Annotated in this window: 13 protein-coding genes and 1 riboswitch; of the genes, 9 read left to right on the forward strand and 4 right to left on the reverse strand. The window is 26.7% G+C overall.

The window, feature by feature from the left end; genetic code table 11:
• The first annotated feature begins 192 nt into the window (after positions 1 to 192).
• The 9 genes from A966_RS07520 (at position 193) to A966_RS07560 (ending at position 10322) form a co-directional block, all read left to right on the forward strand.
• Positions 193 to 1236, forward strand: coding sequence for a vWA domain-containing protein (locus tag A966_RS07520; RefSeq protein ID WP_008724228.1), 1044 nt, complete (start codon positions 193 to 195; stop codon positions 1234 to 1236).
• A 14-nt stretch (positions 1237 to 1250) separates the two neighbouring features.
• Positions 1251 to 2126 carry a tetratricopeptide repeat protein gene (locus tag A966_RS07525; protein ID WP_008724230.1) on the forward strand — a complete coding sequence of 292 codons (876 nt, stop codon included), beginning with the start codon at positions 1251 to 1253 and terminating at the stop codon, positions 2124 to 2126.
• Positions 2095 to 3813, forward strand: a complete 1719-nt coding sequence (locus tag A966_RS07530) for a BatD family protein (RefSeq protein WP_008724232.1) — start codon at positions 2095 to 2097, stop codon at positions 3811 to 3813. Before A966_RS07525 ends, A966_RS07530 begins: the two co-directional genes overlap by 32 nt.
• Positions 3814 to 3837: 24 nt before the next feature.
• Positions 3838 to 4509 carry an SH3 domain-containing protein gene (locus A966_RS07535; RefSeq protein ID WP_008724234.1) on the forward strand — a complete coding sequence of 224 codons (672 nt, stop codon included), beginning with the start codon at positions 3838 to 3840 and terminating at the stop codon, positions 4507 to 4509.
• 104 nt (positions 4510 to 4613) lie between these two features.
• Complete coding sequence (gene mnmA, locus A966_RS07540) at positions 4614 to 5672, forward strand: tRNA 2-thiouridine(34) synthase MnmA (RefSeq protein ID WP_008724237.1); 1059 nt, start codon at positions 4614 to 4616, stop codon at positions 5670 to 5672.
• A 77-nt stretch (positions 5673 to 5749) separates the two neighbouring features.
• Positions 5750 to 6562, forward strand: coding sequence for a thioredoxin fold domain-containing protein (locus tag A966_RS07545; RefSeq protein WP_008724238.1), 813 nt, complete (start codon positions 5750 to 5752; stop codon positions 6560 to 6562).
• 58 nt (positions 6563 to 6620) lie between these two features.
• The gene (locus tag A966_RS07550) at positions 6621 to 7448 is read left to right on the forward strand and encodes a thioredoxin fold domain-containing protein (protein WP_008724240.1); all 828 of its coding nucleotides are present in this window, start codon (positions 6621 to 6623) and stop codon (positions 7446 to 7448) included.
• 134 nt (positions 7449 to 7582) lie between these two features.
• The gene (locus tag A966_RS07555; RefSeq protein WP_008724242.1) at positions 7583 to 8581 is read left to right on the forward strand and encodes a glycosyltransferase family 2 protein; all 999 of its coding nucleotides are present in this window, start codon (positions 7583 to 7585) and stop codon (positions 8579 to 8581) included.
• A 610-nt stretch (positions 8582 to 9191) separates the two neighbouring features.
• On the forward strand, positions 9192 to 10322 hold the full coding sequence (locus tag A966_RS07560) for a DUF362 domain-containing protein (RefSeq protein WP_008724245.1): 1131 nt from the start codon (positions 9192 to 9194) through the stop codon (positions 10320 to 10322).
• A 73-nt stretch (positions 10323 to 10395) separates the two neighbouring features.
• On the opposite strand, the gene A966_RS07565 is transcribed toward A966_RS07560, so the two are convergent.
• The 4 genes from A966_RS07565 to A966_RS07580 form a co-directional block, all read right to left on the reverse strand.
• Complete coding sequence (locus A966_RS07565) at positions 10396 to 11919, reverse strand: bifunctional metallophosphatase/5'-nucleotidase (protein WP_008724246.1); 1524 nt, start codon at positions 11917 to 11919, stop codon at positions 10396 to 10398.
• 482 nt (positions 11920 to 12401) lie between these two features.
• A complete protein-coding gene (locus A966_RS07570; RefSeq protein WP_008724248.1) occupies positions 12402 to 13775 on the reverse strand; it encodes an 8-oxoguanine deaminase in 1374 nt (457 codons plus the stop codon).
• A 21-nt stretch (positions 13776 to 13796) separates the two neighbouring features.
• Positions 13797 to 13893: riboswitch (purine riboswitch) on the reverse strand.
• Between the two features lie 46 nt (positions 13894 to 13939).
• Positions 13940 to 15205, reverse strand: coding sequence for a hypothetical protein (locus A966_RS07575; RefSeq protein WP_039955722.1), 1266 nt, complete (start codon positions 15203 to 15205; stop codon positions 13940 to 13942).
• A gap of 237 nt (positions 15206 to 15442) precedes the next feature.
• Positions 15443 to 16888, reverse strand: coding sequence for a tol-pal system YbgF family protein (locus tag A966_RS07580; protein WP_008724251.1), 1446 nt, complete (start codon positions 16886 to 16888; stop codon positions 15443 to 15445).
• Positions 16889 to 16891 lie beyond the last annotated feature (3 nt).

Raw genomic sequence — 16891 nt, forward strand, 5'->3', positions numbered from 1 at the left:
TATCTTTTAGCAGAATAATAGAATATTTATATATAAAATTCTATTGCTAAGGCAACATATTAATTAAAAATAACAGCATAGTTTTTTTAATATATTTTAAACATAATGGTTATTATTATCAAAGATTAGCATATTGATATTATACTAAATATAGGTATAATATTAACAATATTTTATATAAATGGAAATATTATGTTTTTTGGAGATTTTAAATTTATAATTTTGTATGTATTTCTTCCTGTGCTTATAATTTTATTTATTATGTCAAGGAGAAAAGTACATAAGGTTTTATCAATATTTACTAAAAACTTGAATTTTCAAAATGATAAAAACTATAAAAGAATATCAAATTTAAGAATATTTTCTATTATATTTATGATACTTGCATCTGCCAGCTTAATATTTGCTTTGATGCAGCCTAAATGGGGAATAATAGAGCAGAAAATAAAAACAGATAATTACATGGTAACTATAGCATTAGATTTGTCAAGATCTATGGATGCTGATGATGTATGGCCTTCCAGACTTGAAAGGGCTAAATTAGAAATAGAAAAATTTGTAAAAACAACCGATAATTTATCTGTTGCATTAGTTGGTTTTGCAGGAACAAGTTTTATAGCTTCGCCTTTTACTCAGGATATGGAAACTTTTACTTATATACTTGATAATTTGACAACTAAATCTGTTACTTTGCAAGGTACTAGAATATCAGATGCTTTAGTTACTGCCAAAAATACTTTTAATGTAGATGCGGTTAGTAAAAAATCCATTATATTGATAACTGACGGCGAGGATCATGGCGGTTATTTTGATGACATATTAAAACAATTAAATGAGATGAATGTCAGTGTATATACTGTAGGTGTTGGGACTGAAGCAGGGGCTAGTATAAGTACCGATTTAGGAGTAAGAGAAAAATCTGTTATTTCAAAAAGAGATGATAATACATTAAAGTTAATAGCTGATTCCACTCATGGAAAAAGTTATATTGCAGAAAATGTTTCGCTTGAAAGTATATTTAATGATATGAAGCAGAATATGGATAGTGTTTCGTCTGTGAGAAATAATAGAAGCTATAAAGAAAGATTTCAAATATTTTTAGCTATTTCTGCAGGTCTGATATTTTTGGCAAGTATATTCAGTATTTTAACTCAATTAAAGGTGAGGGAAACTATTAAAAAGAAAATAATAAAAGAGAAAATACTCAATAGAAAATCTGAAGTTAGTAATTATTAAGAGGAATTATTAAAATGAAAAAATGCAGCTTATTAATTATAATATTTTTATTCAGCTTTATTTCAAATATATATGCTTTTTCATTCAATGAGTTTACTGCAAAACTTGATGTGGACAGAGCAAACAGACTTATGAAGAAAGGAGATTATGACGGAGCCGTAACCTTATATGAAAAGGCTTTAAGCAAAGTACCAAATTCGCCTGAAATATTTTATAATATGGGTACCACTATGTCTTCTATAGGAGATATGAATAGTGCTGTACAATTATTTGATATGGCTAAAAAAAGTTTTACAGATAATACTAGTAAAGAAATGAAAAGTTCTGTATATTATAATGCAGGATTAACTAGGATTGAAATGAAGGATTATCAGGGTGCCATAAATGAATTGGTAGAATCTCTTGTGAATACTCCTAATGATAACAATTCAAAAAGGGCATTAGAATATGCACAAAAAAGATTAGAAGAACAAAAGCAGAATAATAATACAGGTCCAAGCAGTCAGCAGAATCAAGATCAGGACGGACAAAGTGATAATAATAACAGCGGTTCAGGAAATAATGATCAAAATAATCAAGATAATCAGAATAATGATAATCAAGGCGATCAAAATAGCAATAATCAAAATAATCAGGACAATCAGAACAACGACAATCAGCAAAATCAAAATAACCAAAATAGCGGCGGAAATAATGATAATCAGAATAACAATGGCGGAGATAATAATCAGGATAATCAAAATAATAATGGTGGGAACAATAATCAAAATGACAATCAGGACAGTAAATCTGATATAGACAGATTATTAGAATCTTTAAGGCAGTATAGAAAAGATAAAGATAATGGAGATCAGTATTATGGCGGAGGCAGAATTGATAAGGATTGGTAATACAGCTTTAAAATATATATTGGCAGTATTTTTTATTGCTTGTTCATCTTTATTTTCTCAAACCAGCATCAATGCAAAAATATCAGACACTAAAGTTGGTGTAGGCGAGGTATTCACTGTATCCGTAACTATAGATAATAGTACAGGAAGAGTTTTAATAGATGATATGCCTGGGCTTACATTAAGAGGCACATCTCAGTCAATAAATATGATGTATTCTTCAGGTACTTTCAAATCTATAAAAACATATAATTTTACTTATGTTGCTAATAGCGAAGGTAAATATAAATTTGATAATATAACTGTAAAAATTAATAATAGAACTTATATATCCAATCCTGTAGAAATAGAAGTTGTAAAAGCTCCTACTAGAAATGATGATTCTTATACTCCAAGCGGAAACAGATTCAATGATTTTATGAATTATTCAGATGATATATATGTGGATAATATTATTAATAAAAAAGAAGTATATCTGTATGAACCTATATACATAACACAAAAGGCTTATACTCATATTCCTGTTACAGTGCTTGGTTTTTCTAAGATACCTGACAGAACAGATTTTATTTCATATTCGGATTCTTCAAAGTATAATACTTTTACTGAAATAATAGACGGAAAGAGAGTAAGCAGCATACCATTAAAAAGAGAAGTGCTTTATCCTGTAAAAACAGGTACAAAGGATATATTAACTACTCCATTTGTTTTTGAAAAAGACGGTATGTTTTATGACAGAGTACAGTACGGAGAAGACACTTTTTCTGTAAAAGTTATTCCGCTTCCTGATAGAAAAGGTTTTGAAAATTTTTCAGGTGCAGTTGGAAATTTTATCTTTACTGCAAAGGCAAATAAAACCAATGTTGCTGTCGGAGAGGAGCTTTTAATTACAATGGAAGTTACCGGTGAGGGTAATACTTCTATAATAACAATGCCGAATATTAATGATAATATTACAAATTATTTTTCTGTTTATCAGCCTAAAATATATGAAACTAATTGGTTTGATGATAATAAAATGCTTGGCAGAAAAGTTAAGGAGTATATTTTAGTAGCTAAAAATGAAGGAGCTTCTTCGATTGCAAGTATTAATTTCTGTTATTTCTCTCCTAATGATAAAGCTTATACTAATATACATTCTAATCCGATAAGTTTAACAATATCAGGAAATAAAATTAATAATAATTCATTTGTTAATAATGACGGTGAAGAAATAAATACAATAGCTTTGAGAGATACATATCTGAAAGAAGATAAAAATTTTAAAGTATTAAGTATTAATATAGTTTATATTTATATATTAATATTGATAATTGCTGCTTTGATTATTTACAATGCCAAAAAATTTAATAATATAAAATTTTCATTTGCTAAAAAATATAATAAAGATAATAGTATAAATGATATTTTAAATTATTATAATTCTAATAATAGAAAAGAGTACTGCAAATCTGTAGAAAATCTTTTATTAACTGAAATAAATAATAAATTTAATATACAATATGATAATGTTTTTTATGATAAATTAAAAGATTATATTGATTATGAAAAGGCTGATGAAATAAAAAATATAATTGACAGATGTAACTTTGAATTATATTCAGGAAAATCTTCAGGCAATGAAGATTATCATACAAAATCCATAGAATTAATAAAATATATAAAAGAATTAAAAATTAAAAAATGAATTTTATGATAGGTATATATTGATATGAAAAAATTAATTATAGCATTTCTGCTTTTTCAATCGTATTATTTATATAGTGCTTTTGATTTAGATAGATTAAATAATTTATTTGAATCTGCTAATAAACTTTATAATGAGGGTAAATATTTAGAAGCTAATTATTTATATAAAGATATTGAGGCATCTAATTTTGTTTCAAAAGATTTGTATTATAATTTAGCTTCATCTTATGCGGCTATTGGAAGTAATGGATATGCTGTTCTTTATTATGAAAAGGCTTTGAATATATCGCCTTTTGATAAGGAAATAAAAATTATGATAAATTCATTAACAGGAAATAATGATTATGATTCTCAAATTATAGTTATTATGTATGGATTTTTAATATTGTTTCTAATATTTTTTACTTTGATGATCTTGATGTTTATAAAGAGAAAAAATATAAATAAATTTTTATTAATGCTTTCTGTAGTTCTTTTAATACCAACTATTATATTAAATAATAATATAAATTCTGATTATGTAATAACTGTAAATAATGCCAATTTATACAGCGGCAGCAGTACTAAATCATCTATAGTTTCTCAAATATCCGAAGGCGAAAAATTGAGAGTGCTTGAAGAGTATACTAATTGGTACTATGTGAAAGGTAATTTTAAGGGCTGGATAAGTAAGAGCTCTGCCGAAAAAATATAAAAAATAATATTATCATATAAATTTAAAATATTTTCTTTATTTGTAATTTTTATTAAATTAAATATTATGTAGTTTTATTATATAAAGAATAAAAGGAGAGTAGTATGCAAAAAATAGCGGTTGGAATGAGTGCAGGAGTTGATTCTACTACTACGGCAAAACTCTTAAAAGAGCAGGGTAATGATGTATTCGGTGTTACTATGCTTTTATGGAATGGAGATGAGAGGGCACCTTTAAGCGGTTCTTGTTATAGTCCTTATCAGAAAAATATTGTAGAGGAATGCGAAAAATATGCAAAGGCAATAGGTATAGATTATTATGCCTTTGATGTAAGTGAAATGTTTCAGAAAAAAGTTATAGATTATGTTACAGAATCTTATAAAAAAGGATTTACTCCAAATCCTTGTATAATGTGTAACAGTCAGATTAAATTTATGGCTTTATTTGAGGCTATAGAGAAACAAGGTTTAGAATTTGATAAATTTGCTACAGGGCATTATGCTGGCGTCAAATACGATGAAAATACTAAAAGATATCTTCTTTTAAGAGGAAAAAATCTAATAAAAGATCAGTCGTATTTTTTGTACAGACTCACTCAAGATCAATTATCTAAAATAATTTTTCCCATGCATGAAAATACAAAAGAAGATACAAGAAACATCGCAAGAGGCTATAATTTGGATGTTGCAGAAAAAAGTGAAAGTCAGGATTTTTTTGCCGGAGAATATCATAGATTATTTGATGAAGATAAAGAAGGCAGCATAATAAATATAGATACTAATGAAGTATTGGGGCATCATAAAGGAATATGGCATTATACAGTAGGGCAGAGAAAAGGTTTAGGTATAGCCTATAAAGAGCCATTATTCATAGTATCATTGGACAGTGAAACAAATACAGTTTATGTTGGAAATAAAAAGCATACATTGGTTAATGAAGTAAAAATATATGATGTTAATTGGATAGCTAAACCTATACAAAAAGAATTTGAAGCATTAGTAAAAACAAGAAGTGCTCATAAAGGTACTATGGCTCTTGTTATTCCAATAGATGAAAATACTATTAATATAAAATTTCATGAGCCTACAGGTATTATAGCTAAAGGTCAGTCATGCGTATGTTATGATAATGATATAACTTTATGCGGCGGCATAGTTTATTGATTTACATTTATATGATTTTATTGTTTTTATATACGAGAGATTTTTTAATAGCGAATATAGTTTAAGGAAAATATCAGATGAATAAATTATATATTATGATATTTAGTTTTATTTTGTTTTTGTCATGCTCTAATGCCGGAAAAATAAATTGGGAAAGTGATTTTGAGGCATCAGTTGAAAAATCAAAGTCTGAAAATAAAATAATAATGATGGATATATATACTGATTGGTGCGGAGCATGTAAGGAAATGGATAAAAATGTTTTTAGAAATAAAAATGTAGCTGATAGCAGCACAAATTTTATAGCGTTAAAATTCAATCCTGAAAAAATGCCTAATGGAAAAGATATACTAAAAAAATATAATATATTAGGTTTTCCTACTATGCTTTTTATTAATAGCGATGGATTTATTTTAAAGAGAATAGTTGGTTATATTGAAAGCGATGAATTAATAAATGAAATGAATAGTATGAAAGAGATAAATGATAGAGTAAATGCTATATTCAAAGATGATAATATTTCATTAGATAAGTTGGATATTTATCTTGAATCAGGTTATGATAATGAAGCTTTGGATATGTACAATAAACTCACAGAAGAAAATAAAATACCTGAAGATAAAATGGCTAGGTATATGTCAAGTATTGCTCTTTTACTTTTAGATAATGATAAACAAGATGAAGGAATGAAATATTTTAATGAGATAATAAGTAAATACAGCAATTATAATGAAGTTTATATAGCTCATTATTATAAGGCTTTGGATATGATAATTAATAATGCACAGACAAATGAAGGTATAAAATATATAGAAAATCTCACAAATCAAGTACTAGACGGAATAAAAAATGAGTATTTGGACTTTATAAGTTATTTTGGTTCAAATTAAATATATTGTTTTATTATTAAAATACTTTATAATAGTATAATTAAAAAAGGAGAAAACTATGAATAAAAATACTTTAATGATTTCTATAATGATATTTATTTCTATTGTTTCTTGTAATAAAGCAAGTGCCGAAATAAAATGGGAAAAAGATTTAGCTACCGCTATGAAGAAAGCTAAAGAGAAGAATATGCCTATAATGATAGATGTTTATACTGATTGGTGTACTTGGTGTAAGGAATTGGATAAAAATACTTATTCACATAAAGATGTTATAGATGCTGCTAAAAAAATGGTTTCTATTAAATTAAATCCTGAAACTTCAGAAGAAGGAGCAAAGATAGCTCAGAGATATGGTGTACAAGGTTTTCCTACAATACTTTTCATAAGTGCTGATGGTTTCATATTAGAAAATGTAGGAGGATATGTTGAGGGAGAAAAATTTGTTCCTTATATGAAAAATGCTGTAGAAAAATTGAATAAAGTAAATTCTGTATTGGCAAATAAAGAACCTACTTTAGAAAAATTAGATTTATATATGGAATCAGGCAATGAAACAGAATCTCAAAAGATATATGATGCTTTAATGCAGAAAAAAGCTATATCTAAAGAAAAAATGCCTAAATATTTACTTGGTTTTGGTTTAATAAAAGCACAGAAAAAGGATTATGATAATGCTAATAAATATTTTGATGATATAATAAAAAATTATCCTAATTCTGAAGAGGTTTATGTAGCTCATTATTATAAAGCAGTCATGATGGCATTAGCAGGTGAAAAAGATGAACCTAAAAAATATTTAGAGAAACTTCTTGATGATCCTAAGGTTCCTGAGAATATGAAAGTGCAGTACGAAAATTTATTATCATACATCAATGAAACTAATTAATTATTATTAGATAAATTTTTAAAAGAGGGGTATTTTTAAGCCTCTCTTTTTTTATATGATGTACTTTAAAAAATAATTTGTTATAATATAACTAATTAATATACAAATTGAAGTTTATATGGATATAAAAGATTATGGTTAGTATAATAATACCTGTTTATAATGTTTCAAAATATTTGAGTACTTGCTTGGATAGTGCGGTTAATCAAACATACAAGGATTTAGAAATAATATGTATTAATGATGGTTCTACTGATGATTCTCTTGAAATATTAAAAGAGTATGCAGATAAAGATAATAGAATCATTATAATAGATAAAAAAAATTCCGGAGTATCTGCTGCAAGAAATGACGGTATAGAAAAATCAAATGGTGAATATATATTCTTTATGGACAGTGATGACTATATAGATAATGATTTTATTGAAGTTTTTTATAATAATGCTGAAAAGAATAACAGCGATTTAGTGGTATTAAGCAGCTTTTGGAATTTGGATAAAAGAGTAAATAAAGATTATCATTCGGCACTTCCTACTTGGTCTATGTTTATAAAAAAATACATATTAGATGATTATAGGTATTTAAGATATCCGATTAATGTACATCCGGGTGAAGATGGTATATTCTCGCATGAACTTCTAATGTATACTAAGAATGTTAGTTTTGTTTATAATACAAATTATCATTATGTAAAAAGAGATGGGCAGTCAACTGAAAATACAGAAAAAAATATCAAAAAATTATCTAATGATATAAAAAAATATTTAGAAATATTGGAAGATTTCTACACTAAATATAATTTTTGGGAAAGTAAGTCATTATCATTTGCTAAATATATAGAAGGCGAAGTATTTTTAGCTTTCAGAACAAAAAATTTTACAGTAGAAGATGAGAGAAAAGTTTTTGATATAATAAAATCAACTTTAAATAAAGTTATAAAAAATATAAGTGCCGAAGATTATAATAAGTATTTTTCTAAAGAGTTTATTATTCTTATAGAGTCTAATACAATCAAAGAGTATTATAGTAAAATAAAATACAAGTATAATTATATAAGATTTACACTATTCGGAAAAGATGTATCTATACGATATAGAGAAAACAGATACAAATATTACAAGAATGATAAATAAAATCATTTAAAATATTACTAAAAGTTTTTAACGCACGGTAAACAGAACTTCAATTTTTATTCTGATTATAATTAAAAATAATATTATATTTTTAATTTTACTCTGCGTGCGGTGTATTGATTATAAATTTTATAAAAACTTGGGTGGGTGCTTTTAAATTCTAATTAGGCAATAAGAAAACAGAAATTTAAAATGCAAAATAAATTATTTAATATAGAGGGTGGAATGAAAATAAGTTTTAAAACTATATTTACATACCCCGCCCTATAGGCTTTCTATCATTTTTGTTATTTTCATATTTTATTTCTTTTAAATTTTTAACTATTGTTTTAGCTGCCCGCCCAAATTTTTTTTAAAATTATTATTTTAATTAACGCACGCTTAATATGCTTAAGAATATAAGATTAATAGTAATAAAAAAAAATTCAATTATAAATTAAGTATTATTTACCGTGCGTTTAGATATGTAATATAATTTTGTTGTATACTTTTATAAGTGAAATTCAAAAATTATAAGGTTTGTTTTTTAATATAATTCATAATTTTATCTATTTACAATTAAAGTAATTTTTATATAATATAAATACAGTTTTAATTTGAGGATAAGATTATGAGCAAAGTTGCTGTAATAAAATGCGAAAATTATGATCTTGAAGAAGTAAAATCTGCTATTAAAAAAGCTATAGATTTGATTGGCGGAATAGATTTATTTGTTAAAGAAAATGATAAAGTATTGCTTAAGCCCAATTTTCTAGCTGCTGAAACTGCCGAAAGATCTGTAACAACTCATCCTGTAGTATTTGAAGCTGTTGTATCTATACTTCAGGAAAAAACTAAAAATATTTCTTATGGAGATTCCCCGGGAATAGGTAAGGGAAGCAGTGTGGCATTGAAGTCAGGCATAGATGAAATAGCTAATAAATTAAATGTTAAATATGCAGATTTTGAAGAGCCTGTAGGAGTTACTTATGATGATGGAGTACAGGAGAAAAGTTTTACTATAGCAAAGCCTATACAGGAAGCTGATGTAATAATAAGTTTACCAAAATTGAAATCTCATGCCCTTACAACTATGACAGGGGCAGTAAAAAATCAATTCGGATGTATACCCGGTTTTAGAAAGGCAGAATATCATTTGAAGCTTCCAGATTTTGAAGATTTTTCTACTATGCTTCTTGATTTGAATAAACTTGTTAATCCTAAGCTTTATATAATGGATGGAATTCTTGCTATGGAAGGAAATGGACCTAGAAATGGAAATCCTAGAAAAGTCAATGCTTTAATAGTATCATCAGATGCTGTTGCTTTGGATTATGTTGCTTCTCAAATAATATCATTTGATTATAATACTATACCTACTTTAAAAATGGGATTTAAACTTGGCTTTTCAAATAAAGAGGAAATAGAAGTTGTCGGCGATGGTATAGAAAGTGTCAAAGTAACAGATTTTAAAAAGCCTCATAAAGGTGTCGGTATAGGAAGAAGTTTAATGAAGTTAAGCAGATTCCCTATAATTAAAAGACTTTTTGCGACTATAATACCTAAACCTGTAATAGAGAAGAATAAATGTGTAAAATGCGGAGTATGTGTTAAGGTTTGTCCTGTAACACCATTAGCACTTAATTTTGAGAAAAAAGGTAAAGATTATCCGCCTGAATATTATTATAAACATTGCATATCATGCTACTGCTGTCAGGAATTATGCCCGCATAAAGCGATAGTATTAAAAAGAAAATTTTAATATAAAAAACTAAAAGATAAAATATCATACTTAATTATTTAAATTAAGTATGATATTTATATATATTTTTTATTTACTGAACATTAATTCTAACTGTATTATCTATATAACTGCTGTCTATATTTCCAAGAGCTTTAATTTTTAATATCATATCATCTCTGCAGTCTTTACCTGTCATATTAATATTCTGTCCTTTCTGAGTAATATTAACATAATCACTGCTGTTATATATGAATGTAGATAAAGCTACTCTGTATGATTGTGATTCATTAATAGCAGTATTATTTAATTTAGCAGATATTAAATCTCCGCTGCTGTTGTATATAACTTCCATTCCTTTTGACATTTGAAGGAAACTTCCTCCTGAATTTCCAGCAATTACTGTACTTTTTTTGCATGCTACCCTTAATATATCAAGTATATCTTTTCCGGTTAATGTAACCAATATTACTTCATTATCAAAAGACGAAACTGTCATTACATTTGCTAATGTTATGTCTCCTTTTGTAAATCCAGCTCTTATTCCTCCGGCATTTATGAAAACAATATCTGCCTTATCTCCTTCCTGATTAGAATCGTATATCAAGTCGCATACAAAATTTCCTAAAGCTGTAGATTTTGATCTAATTTCTGTAACATTAATAGGCAAATCTTCAGATAAAGTGCCTATTCTCACATTAGATTCCTGTTCTACTTGAGTTTTCATTTCATTAATCAAAGCAAGCATATCAGGATCTTGTTTTATATTACTATCCATAGGAATTAGTTTATAATTAAATCTTGAAACATTTCCATTATTGGCATATAAATTAATATTTCCTAAGTACTGTCCGTAGCAGCCTGCCTGTACTATAGGAGTGCCGTTTACAGTGTTAGCATTTTGAAGTACAGTATGAGTATGTCCACCTATTATAATATCAAAGGTATTAGGTATGGCATTGGCAATTTCTATATCAACATTGTATCCGGCATGACTTAGAAGTATTGTAACATCATTAGTAGTATTTAAAGGAATTTCTGACATGAAATTTTGTAATGATTGTATTTCATCTTCAAATATTAAATTTTGAGTGTATTGAGGATTGTATCCTGCATTTTTTACAGTTACGCCTACTATTGCAATTTTTATACCATTTATATTTGTAACTATATATGGCTTAGCATAATAGCTATTATCTGATTTATTTTTAATATTTACTGAAAGAGTAGGGAAGTTTCTATCTTTTATTATTTGATTGAAATTATCAAGTCCATAATCTATAAAATGATTCCCAATTGTTACAGCATCTACACCAAGTTCATTCATAATTTTAACTTCATCTTGTCCTTTAAAAACAGTGGAATAAATACTGCCTGTAATGGTATCTCCAGCATGAAGAACCAAAACATTATCATTAGTTGCCTTTACTTGTTTAATATAAGCCGCTCTTCTAGCAGCTCCGTATACTCCATTTTCTTCTTCATCTTTTCCATGTGTATCATTCATATGAATTATTATAAGGTTTCCTTTTTCTTTAGGATATAAAATATTATTTTTTTGACATGATAATATTGTTATTAATATAAAAATTAAAATAAAATAAATTTTTTTAATCATAGTAATCACTCCATATTGCTTGAATGTTATATCATATTATATATTTGTCAATTATATAAAATAGAAATTATACTTGTTTCGAAACTACTTGACAAATAATTTTATAAGTTTATTGTTTTATGTCAAATTAAATAATATTAATTATAATTTAGTCAGATGTTTTATATGTTGTGTAAGCTATATATTTAAGCTAGAAAATGCAGTTATTTCGCCTGCCATAGGCATGCACAGAGAGGTGTACTTCTTATGGGGCACCACCTAATAGGTTCCTTGCTAGGGCACGCAAAGCGGACGGCAAAAGAAGTTGGGTTTTGCGAAGCACGCGACTGTAAAGCCCCAACTATAATTTAAAAATATAAAAAAAAATTTATAAATATTAACAAATTTAGTTTTGAAGCAACTCTATCAATTATAAAAAATAAAAAACACGGCTCTATAAATAAAGCTGTGCATATATTTTTGTGTATAAAATAAGGAGTCAATTATTGTCTTGCTTTACTAAGATATTTATTTTCTATGCCATCAGCAAGTTTATATATTTTTTCTTCATCTATAGTGATGATTTTTCCTTTTTCGACAACAACTTTTCCATTAACAATGGTATAGTCAACAGTATTTTTCCATCCTATAGTACCAAATAAAGATTTAGCATCAAAATTAGCCCCTACCATTTCTAATTTTCTCATATCTATCATGAATAAGTCGCCTGCTTTTCCTATTTCTAAACTTCCTATATCATACCTGCCTAAAACTTTTGCTCCTCCATTTGTAGCTATTTTTAATATATCATAAGCACTAGGAGCTTTATTGCTTGAATTGAGTCTATGAAGTAAATAGCATACTCTCATCTCTTCAAGTAAGCTGGAACCATCATTGCTTGCACTTCCATCAACTGCTAAACCTACAGGTACTCCTAATTCAAGCATTTCAGGTATTTTGCAAATTCCTGAACTTAATTTCATGTTTGATATAGGGCAATGAGCTACACCTGTTTTTGTATCAGCCAAATATTTTAATTCTTTTTCATTAAAATGTATTCCATGAGCATACCATACATCTTCGCCAACCCAGCCAAGAGATTCCATATATTCCAAAGGACGCATATTGAATTTTTCTTTAACAAAAACTTCTTCATCTTTAGTTTCGCATAAATGTGTATGAAGTCTTACCTTCAAATCTCTAGCTAAAATAGCAGACTGTTTTAATAATTCACCTGTAACATTGAAAGGAGCACAAGGAGCTAATGCCACCATGTTCATAGAGTATTTTGAGCTGTCATGATATTTTTCAACCACTCTCTGACAATCTTTTAAAATATCATCTATTGATTGAACCACAGAATCAGGAGGAAGTCCTCCGTCTTTTTTACTTAAATCCATACTTCCTCTTGAAGCATACATTCTTATTCCCAAATCTTTAGCAGCAGCAAACTGAGAATCCAATATTCCTTCTGCATTATTATTAGGAAATAAATAATGATGATCAAAACATGTAGTGCAGCCTGTTTTTAATAATTCTCCCATTGCTGTCATAGAACTATAATACACAACATCGTTATTAAGATTTTTCCATATTTCGTATAGATTAGTAAGCCATTCAAATAATTCCATATTCTGAACCTGAGGCAGATTTCTAGTGAATATTTGAAATAAATGATGATGAGTATTGATAAGTCCCGGATATACAAAACAGCCTGAAGCATCAATTATTTTATCGGCATTTTTTTCTTCTTTTGTTTCTTTACCGATATAAGTTATAACTCCATTTTCTATAAAAATATTGCTGGAATTATAAACCGTATCATTATTATCGCATGTAACTATAGAAGAAGCATTTTTGATAAATAGACTAGACATATATTGATACCTCCGTTAATTAAAATAAGGCACAAAACTTATAGTCAATTATTGAGGTAATTGGTAGAAACGTTCAGCCATATTATGAACTTATATAAGCTGTATAGTTATTGCCTGATAGCATTATAAAATATTTTATTTTTATGTCAATTCATAATCAATTTTTATTTAAATAATGAAAACAATATAGGTATTATAAAACATACTATAAAAGACCAAGCTCCGTAAATATATATATAAAATACTGATTTAGTATCTCCTATGGTGATTTCTTTTATGTTTGGAATACTATCAGGCTTTTTGAATATTATTAGTATAGACTTGATATTAAAAAATGTTATAAAAATCAAATTACCTAGCATAACTAAGTTTGTACCTATCAATGTTATTTTATTTGGGCTTATACCATATTCTATTAATCTGTACAAAGAAGATGTTAACACTAATATATCAAAAATAATTGCTATTAAAGGAAGAACAATATATAAAGCCTTGGTAAATATGCTTGATTTATAATCTATTCTTATAAAGAACATGTTTAATACAATTACAGCAAGCATTATATTATAAAGAATAAAACTTACTCTGTTATCATAAGGACTTATATCAGGCATTAATAAAAGAATCAAAAGTATAAATATAAATAATAAACTAAAAGGCATTAATATTCTTGATAAATAAATGGAAATATTAGTTTTAATATTTCTATAAACTGTATATACCAAAAATGGAAATAATGAAGTAAAAAATGATCCTGATAATACTATTAATTTTATTATAACTTCATCATCTATGCTGCCAATAATATCTTTCATCAAAAATAGAACTATTGCTGCAAATATTCCAAATACTGTTGATACTATGCCTGCTATTAAACCTGCAAATATTGATATATCAGCAGAAAAAGTAAAAAACTCTGAAATACTTTTAGAGTTTAATACTTGAAAACCATTATATGACAAAGCTAATATTATAAAAAATATTATATTATTAAATATATATTTTATAATAGATATTTGTACAAAAAAATCATTATTATCTATAGCAGCACTTTGTATGAAAAAATTAGTGCTTAAATCTACAATTAATATAAAAACAACTGATAGAAATGTTATCAATATATTTTTTAAATTAAAATTTTTATTTATATAAAATATCAAGCTTAAAGAGAAAAAATAAAATAGATGAAAAAATGGAGTGAATAAAGTAAAAATATATTTTGAATCCATAAGGAATCTAGAAATTCTATTATTCATAAAAATAAAAACAGCAATTGTAATAAGAGATGAAGCAATAAGACCTATAAAAATAATTATTAAATTTGATATTAAATTATTTTCTAATATTTTAGCTATTTTGCTGTTTATATCATTAATTGTATTATTTATTTTTTCATTTGTATTGTTATTTTTAATACTATTTTCTTCCATAGTCATAACCTCATAAACCCCATATATGTAAATAGAAATTAAATAATAAAAATCAAGAAAGATTATAAGATAATAAATATAAAAGTCAATTATAAAAACGGATTAATCCCGCCAGAAATACAAAACATTAGACTCTAATAATTCAGCTTTCAATTTATAGTTTATAATTGCAGAAATCTGTTATAAATTTTATATTCTTATTCATATATGCTCCTAATTATTAAATGCATAACAAAATTAATCCACGCTGTATTCTGCCTCACTGTCTCCGCTTATAACAAATCTGTAAGGGTTATTAGGAAGTATTTTTACTAAATAATTATACAATAAAGTAGAGCTTTGAAGTACATTGTTATTCGTATTATAATAAAAATATTTAGGATAATCTAATACATATTTATAATAAGGATTATTTTTTGAACTTACTAATTCTCCTATTTTATTATTAACTTTCCATAGGAAATATACTGACTTATCTGTGAAATAATTTGTATTAGGATCATTAAGTATATAAGAGAAGAAGTCTGATGATTTTAGATAGTCATAATTCTTATATGAATTCATAGCTGCCTTATAATTGTCAAATATATCTTCCATATTCTGAATATTATTTGTCATATATCTTAAATAGCTCCATCCTACTATAGGTCCGTAATAAGTATCATATTTTACTAAAGCCCAATCTTCTCTTGCCCTCTCTTTAGGATTATATACATTTGTCTTATTAAGAACTGTTACAAAATCATAATTATATAATGTATAGAGTTGTTTTTCAGTACCCGGAGTAATTGCAGGTATTCTGTCTCTTATTATGATTCCATTTCCTATAACATAGTATTCTTCTTCAAATTCTGCTTTTATAGCATCTATTCTTTTTTGTACAGTTTCTATAGTGTCTTTATAATTTTTATTTTCAGCAGAAGTTAAAGTAAAAGGCAGATTATCGGGGAAATATGATTGATTATGTAATATGCTGTCTTGAAGTACGCTTGTTCTGTATCTGTCTGAGAATCGTCTTAAATAAGTAATATTTGTAATAAATTTAGCTTTATCATTTTCATTTTGTATGCTGCTGAATCTATGTCTTATGCTGAAGTAGTAAGCAAAATCTTTTAAAGGAAAAACACTTTCTTCATCTTGAAGTATTCTGTCAAATATATATCCATTAAAAGAGTATTGTCCGTCTTTTGTTATTATTCCCATTTGATTGTATATATTTTTTAATGAAGCTTGAAAATTTGTAACCGCTTCATCATCATTATTTTCTTCGCCTTCAACTATACCTTCGGATAATAATTGAGTGTAGAATTCTTCTATATATGCCGGTTCATTTTCTACCATATATATTAATGCCTGTCCTAAAAGATATGATGCCTCGCTTTCATAATAACTTGAAGGGTAGGTGAATAAGAATCTTGCTAAAGTTTCAAAACCTTCTTTATAGCTTGATGATAATATTTGATTTCTTCCTGTGATGAATGTTGTAAGTTCATTGTATGGAGACTGAGCATTTTCTTCTTCTGTTTTTGGCAGAGTTTTTAAAAAGTCTCCTAAAGGTCCGTAATCTTCTGTACTTTCTATATCTTTTAATTTTCTATACTCATTTATTGAATCTGCAGCTTTGCATGAACTAAGGAGTACAGCAGATATTAATATAATTATACTTAGTAATATTTTATTCATATT

It is taken from the genome of Brachyspira hampsonii 30446 (genome assembly GCF_000316195.1).
Classification (GTDB): domain Bacteria; phylum Spirochaetota; class Brachyspiria; order Brachyspirales; family Brachyspiraceae; genus Brachyspira; species Brachyspira hampsonii_C.

Coding starts and splice junctions, on each gene's coding strand:
- A966_RS07520 (WP_008724228.1), top strand. CDS start 193: ATGTTTTTTGGAGATTTTAAATTTATAATTTTGTATGTATTTCTTCCT.
- A966_RS07565 (WP_008724246.1), bottom strand. CDS start 11,919: ATGATTAAAAAAATTTATTTTATTTTAATTTTTATATTAATAACAATA.
- A966_RS07525 (WP_008724230.1), top strand. CDS start 1,251: ATGAAAAAATGCAGCTTATTAATTATAATATTTTTATTCAGCTTTATT.
- A966_RS07530 (WP_008724232.1), top strand. CDS start 2,095: ATGGCGGAGGCAGAATTGATAAGGATTGGTAATACAGCTTTAAAATAT.
- A966_RS07560 (WP_008724245.1), top strand. CDS start 9,192: ATGAGCAAAGTTGCTGTAATAAAATGCGAAAATTATGATCTTGAAGAA.
- A966_RS07570 (WP_008724248.1), bottom strand. CDS start 13,775: ATGTCTAGTCTATTTATCAAAAATGCTTCTTCTATAGTTACATGCGAT.
- mnmA (WP_008724237.1), top strand. CDS start 4,614: ATGCAAAAAATAGCGGTTGGAATGAGTGCAGGAGTTGATTCTACTACT.
- A966_RS07535 (WP_008724234.1), top strand. CDS start 3,838: ATGAAAAAATTAATTATAGCATTTCTGCTTTTTCAATCGTATTATTTA.
- A966_RS07580 (WP_008724251.1), bottom strand. CDS start 16,888: ATGAATAAAATATTACTAAGTATAATTATATTAATATCTGCTGTACTC.
- A966_RS07575 (WP_039955722.1), bottom strand. CDS start 15,205: ATGGAAGAAAATAGTATTAAAAATAACAATACAAATGAAAAAATAAAT.
- A966_RS07555 (WP_008724242.1), top strand. CDS start 7,583: ATGGTTAGTATAATAATACCTGTTTATAATGTTTCAAAATATTTGAGT.
- A966_RS07545 (WP_008724238.1), top strand. CDS start 5,750: ATGAATAAATTATATATTATGATATTTAGTTTTATTTTGTTTTTGTCA.
- A966_RS07550 (WP_008724240.1), top strand. CDS start 6,621: ATGAATAAAAATACTTTAATGATTTCTATAATGATATTTATTTCTATT.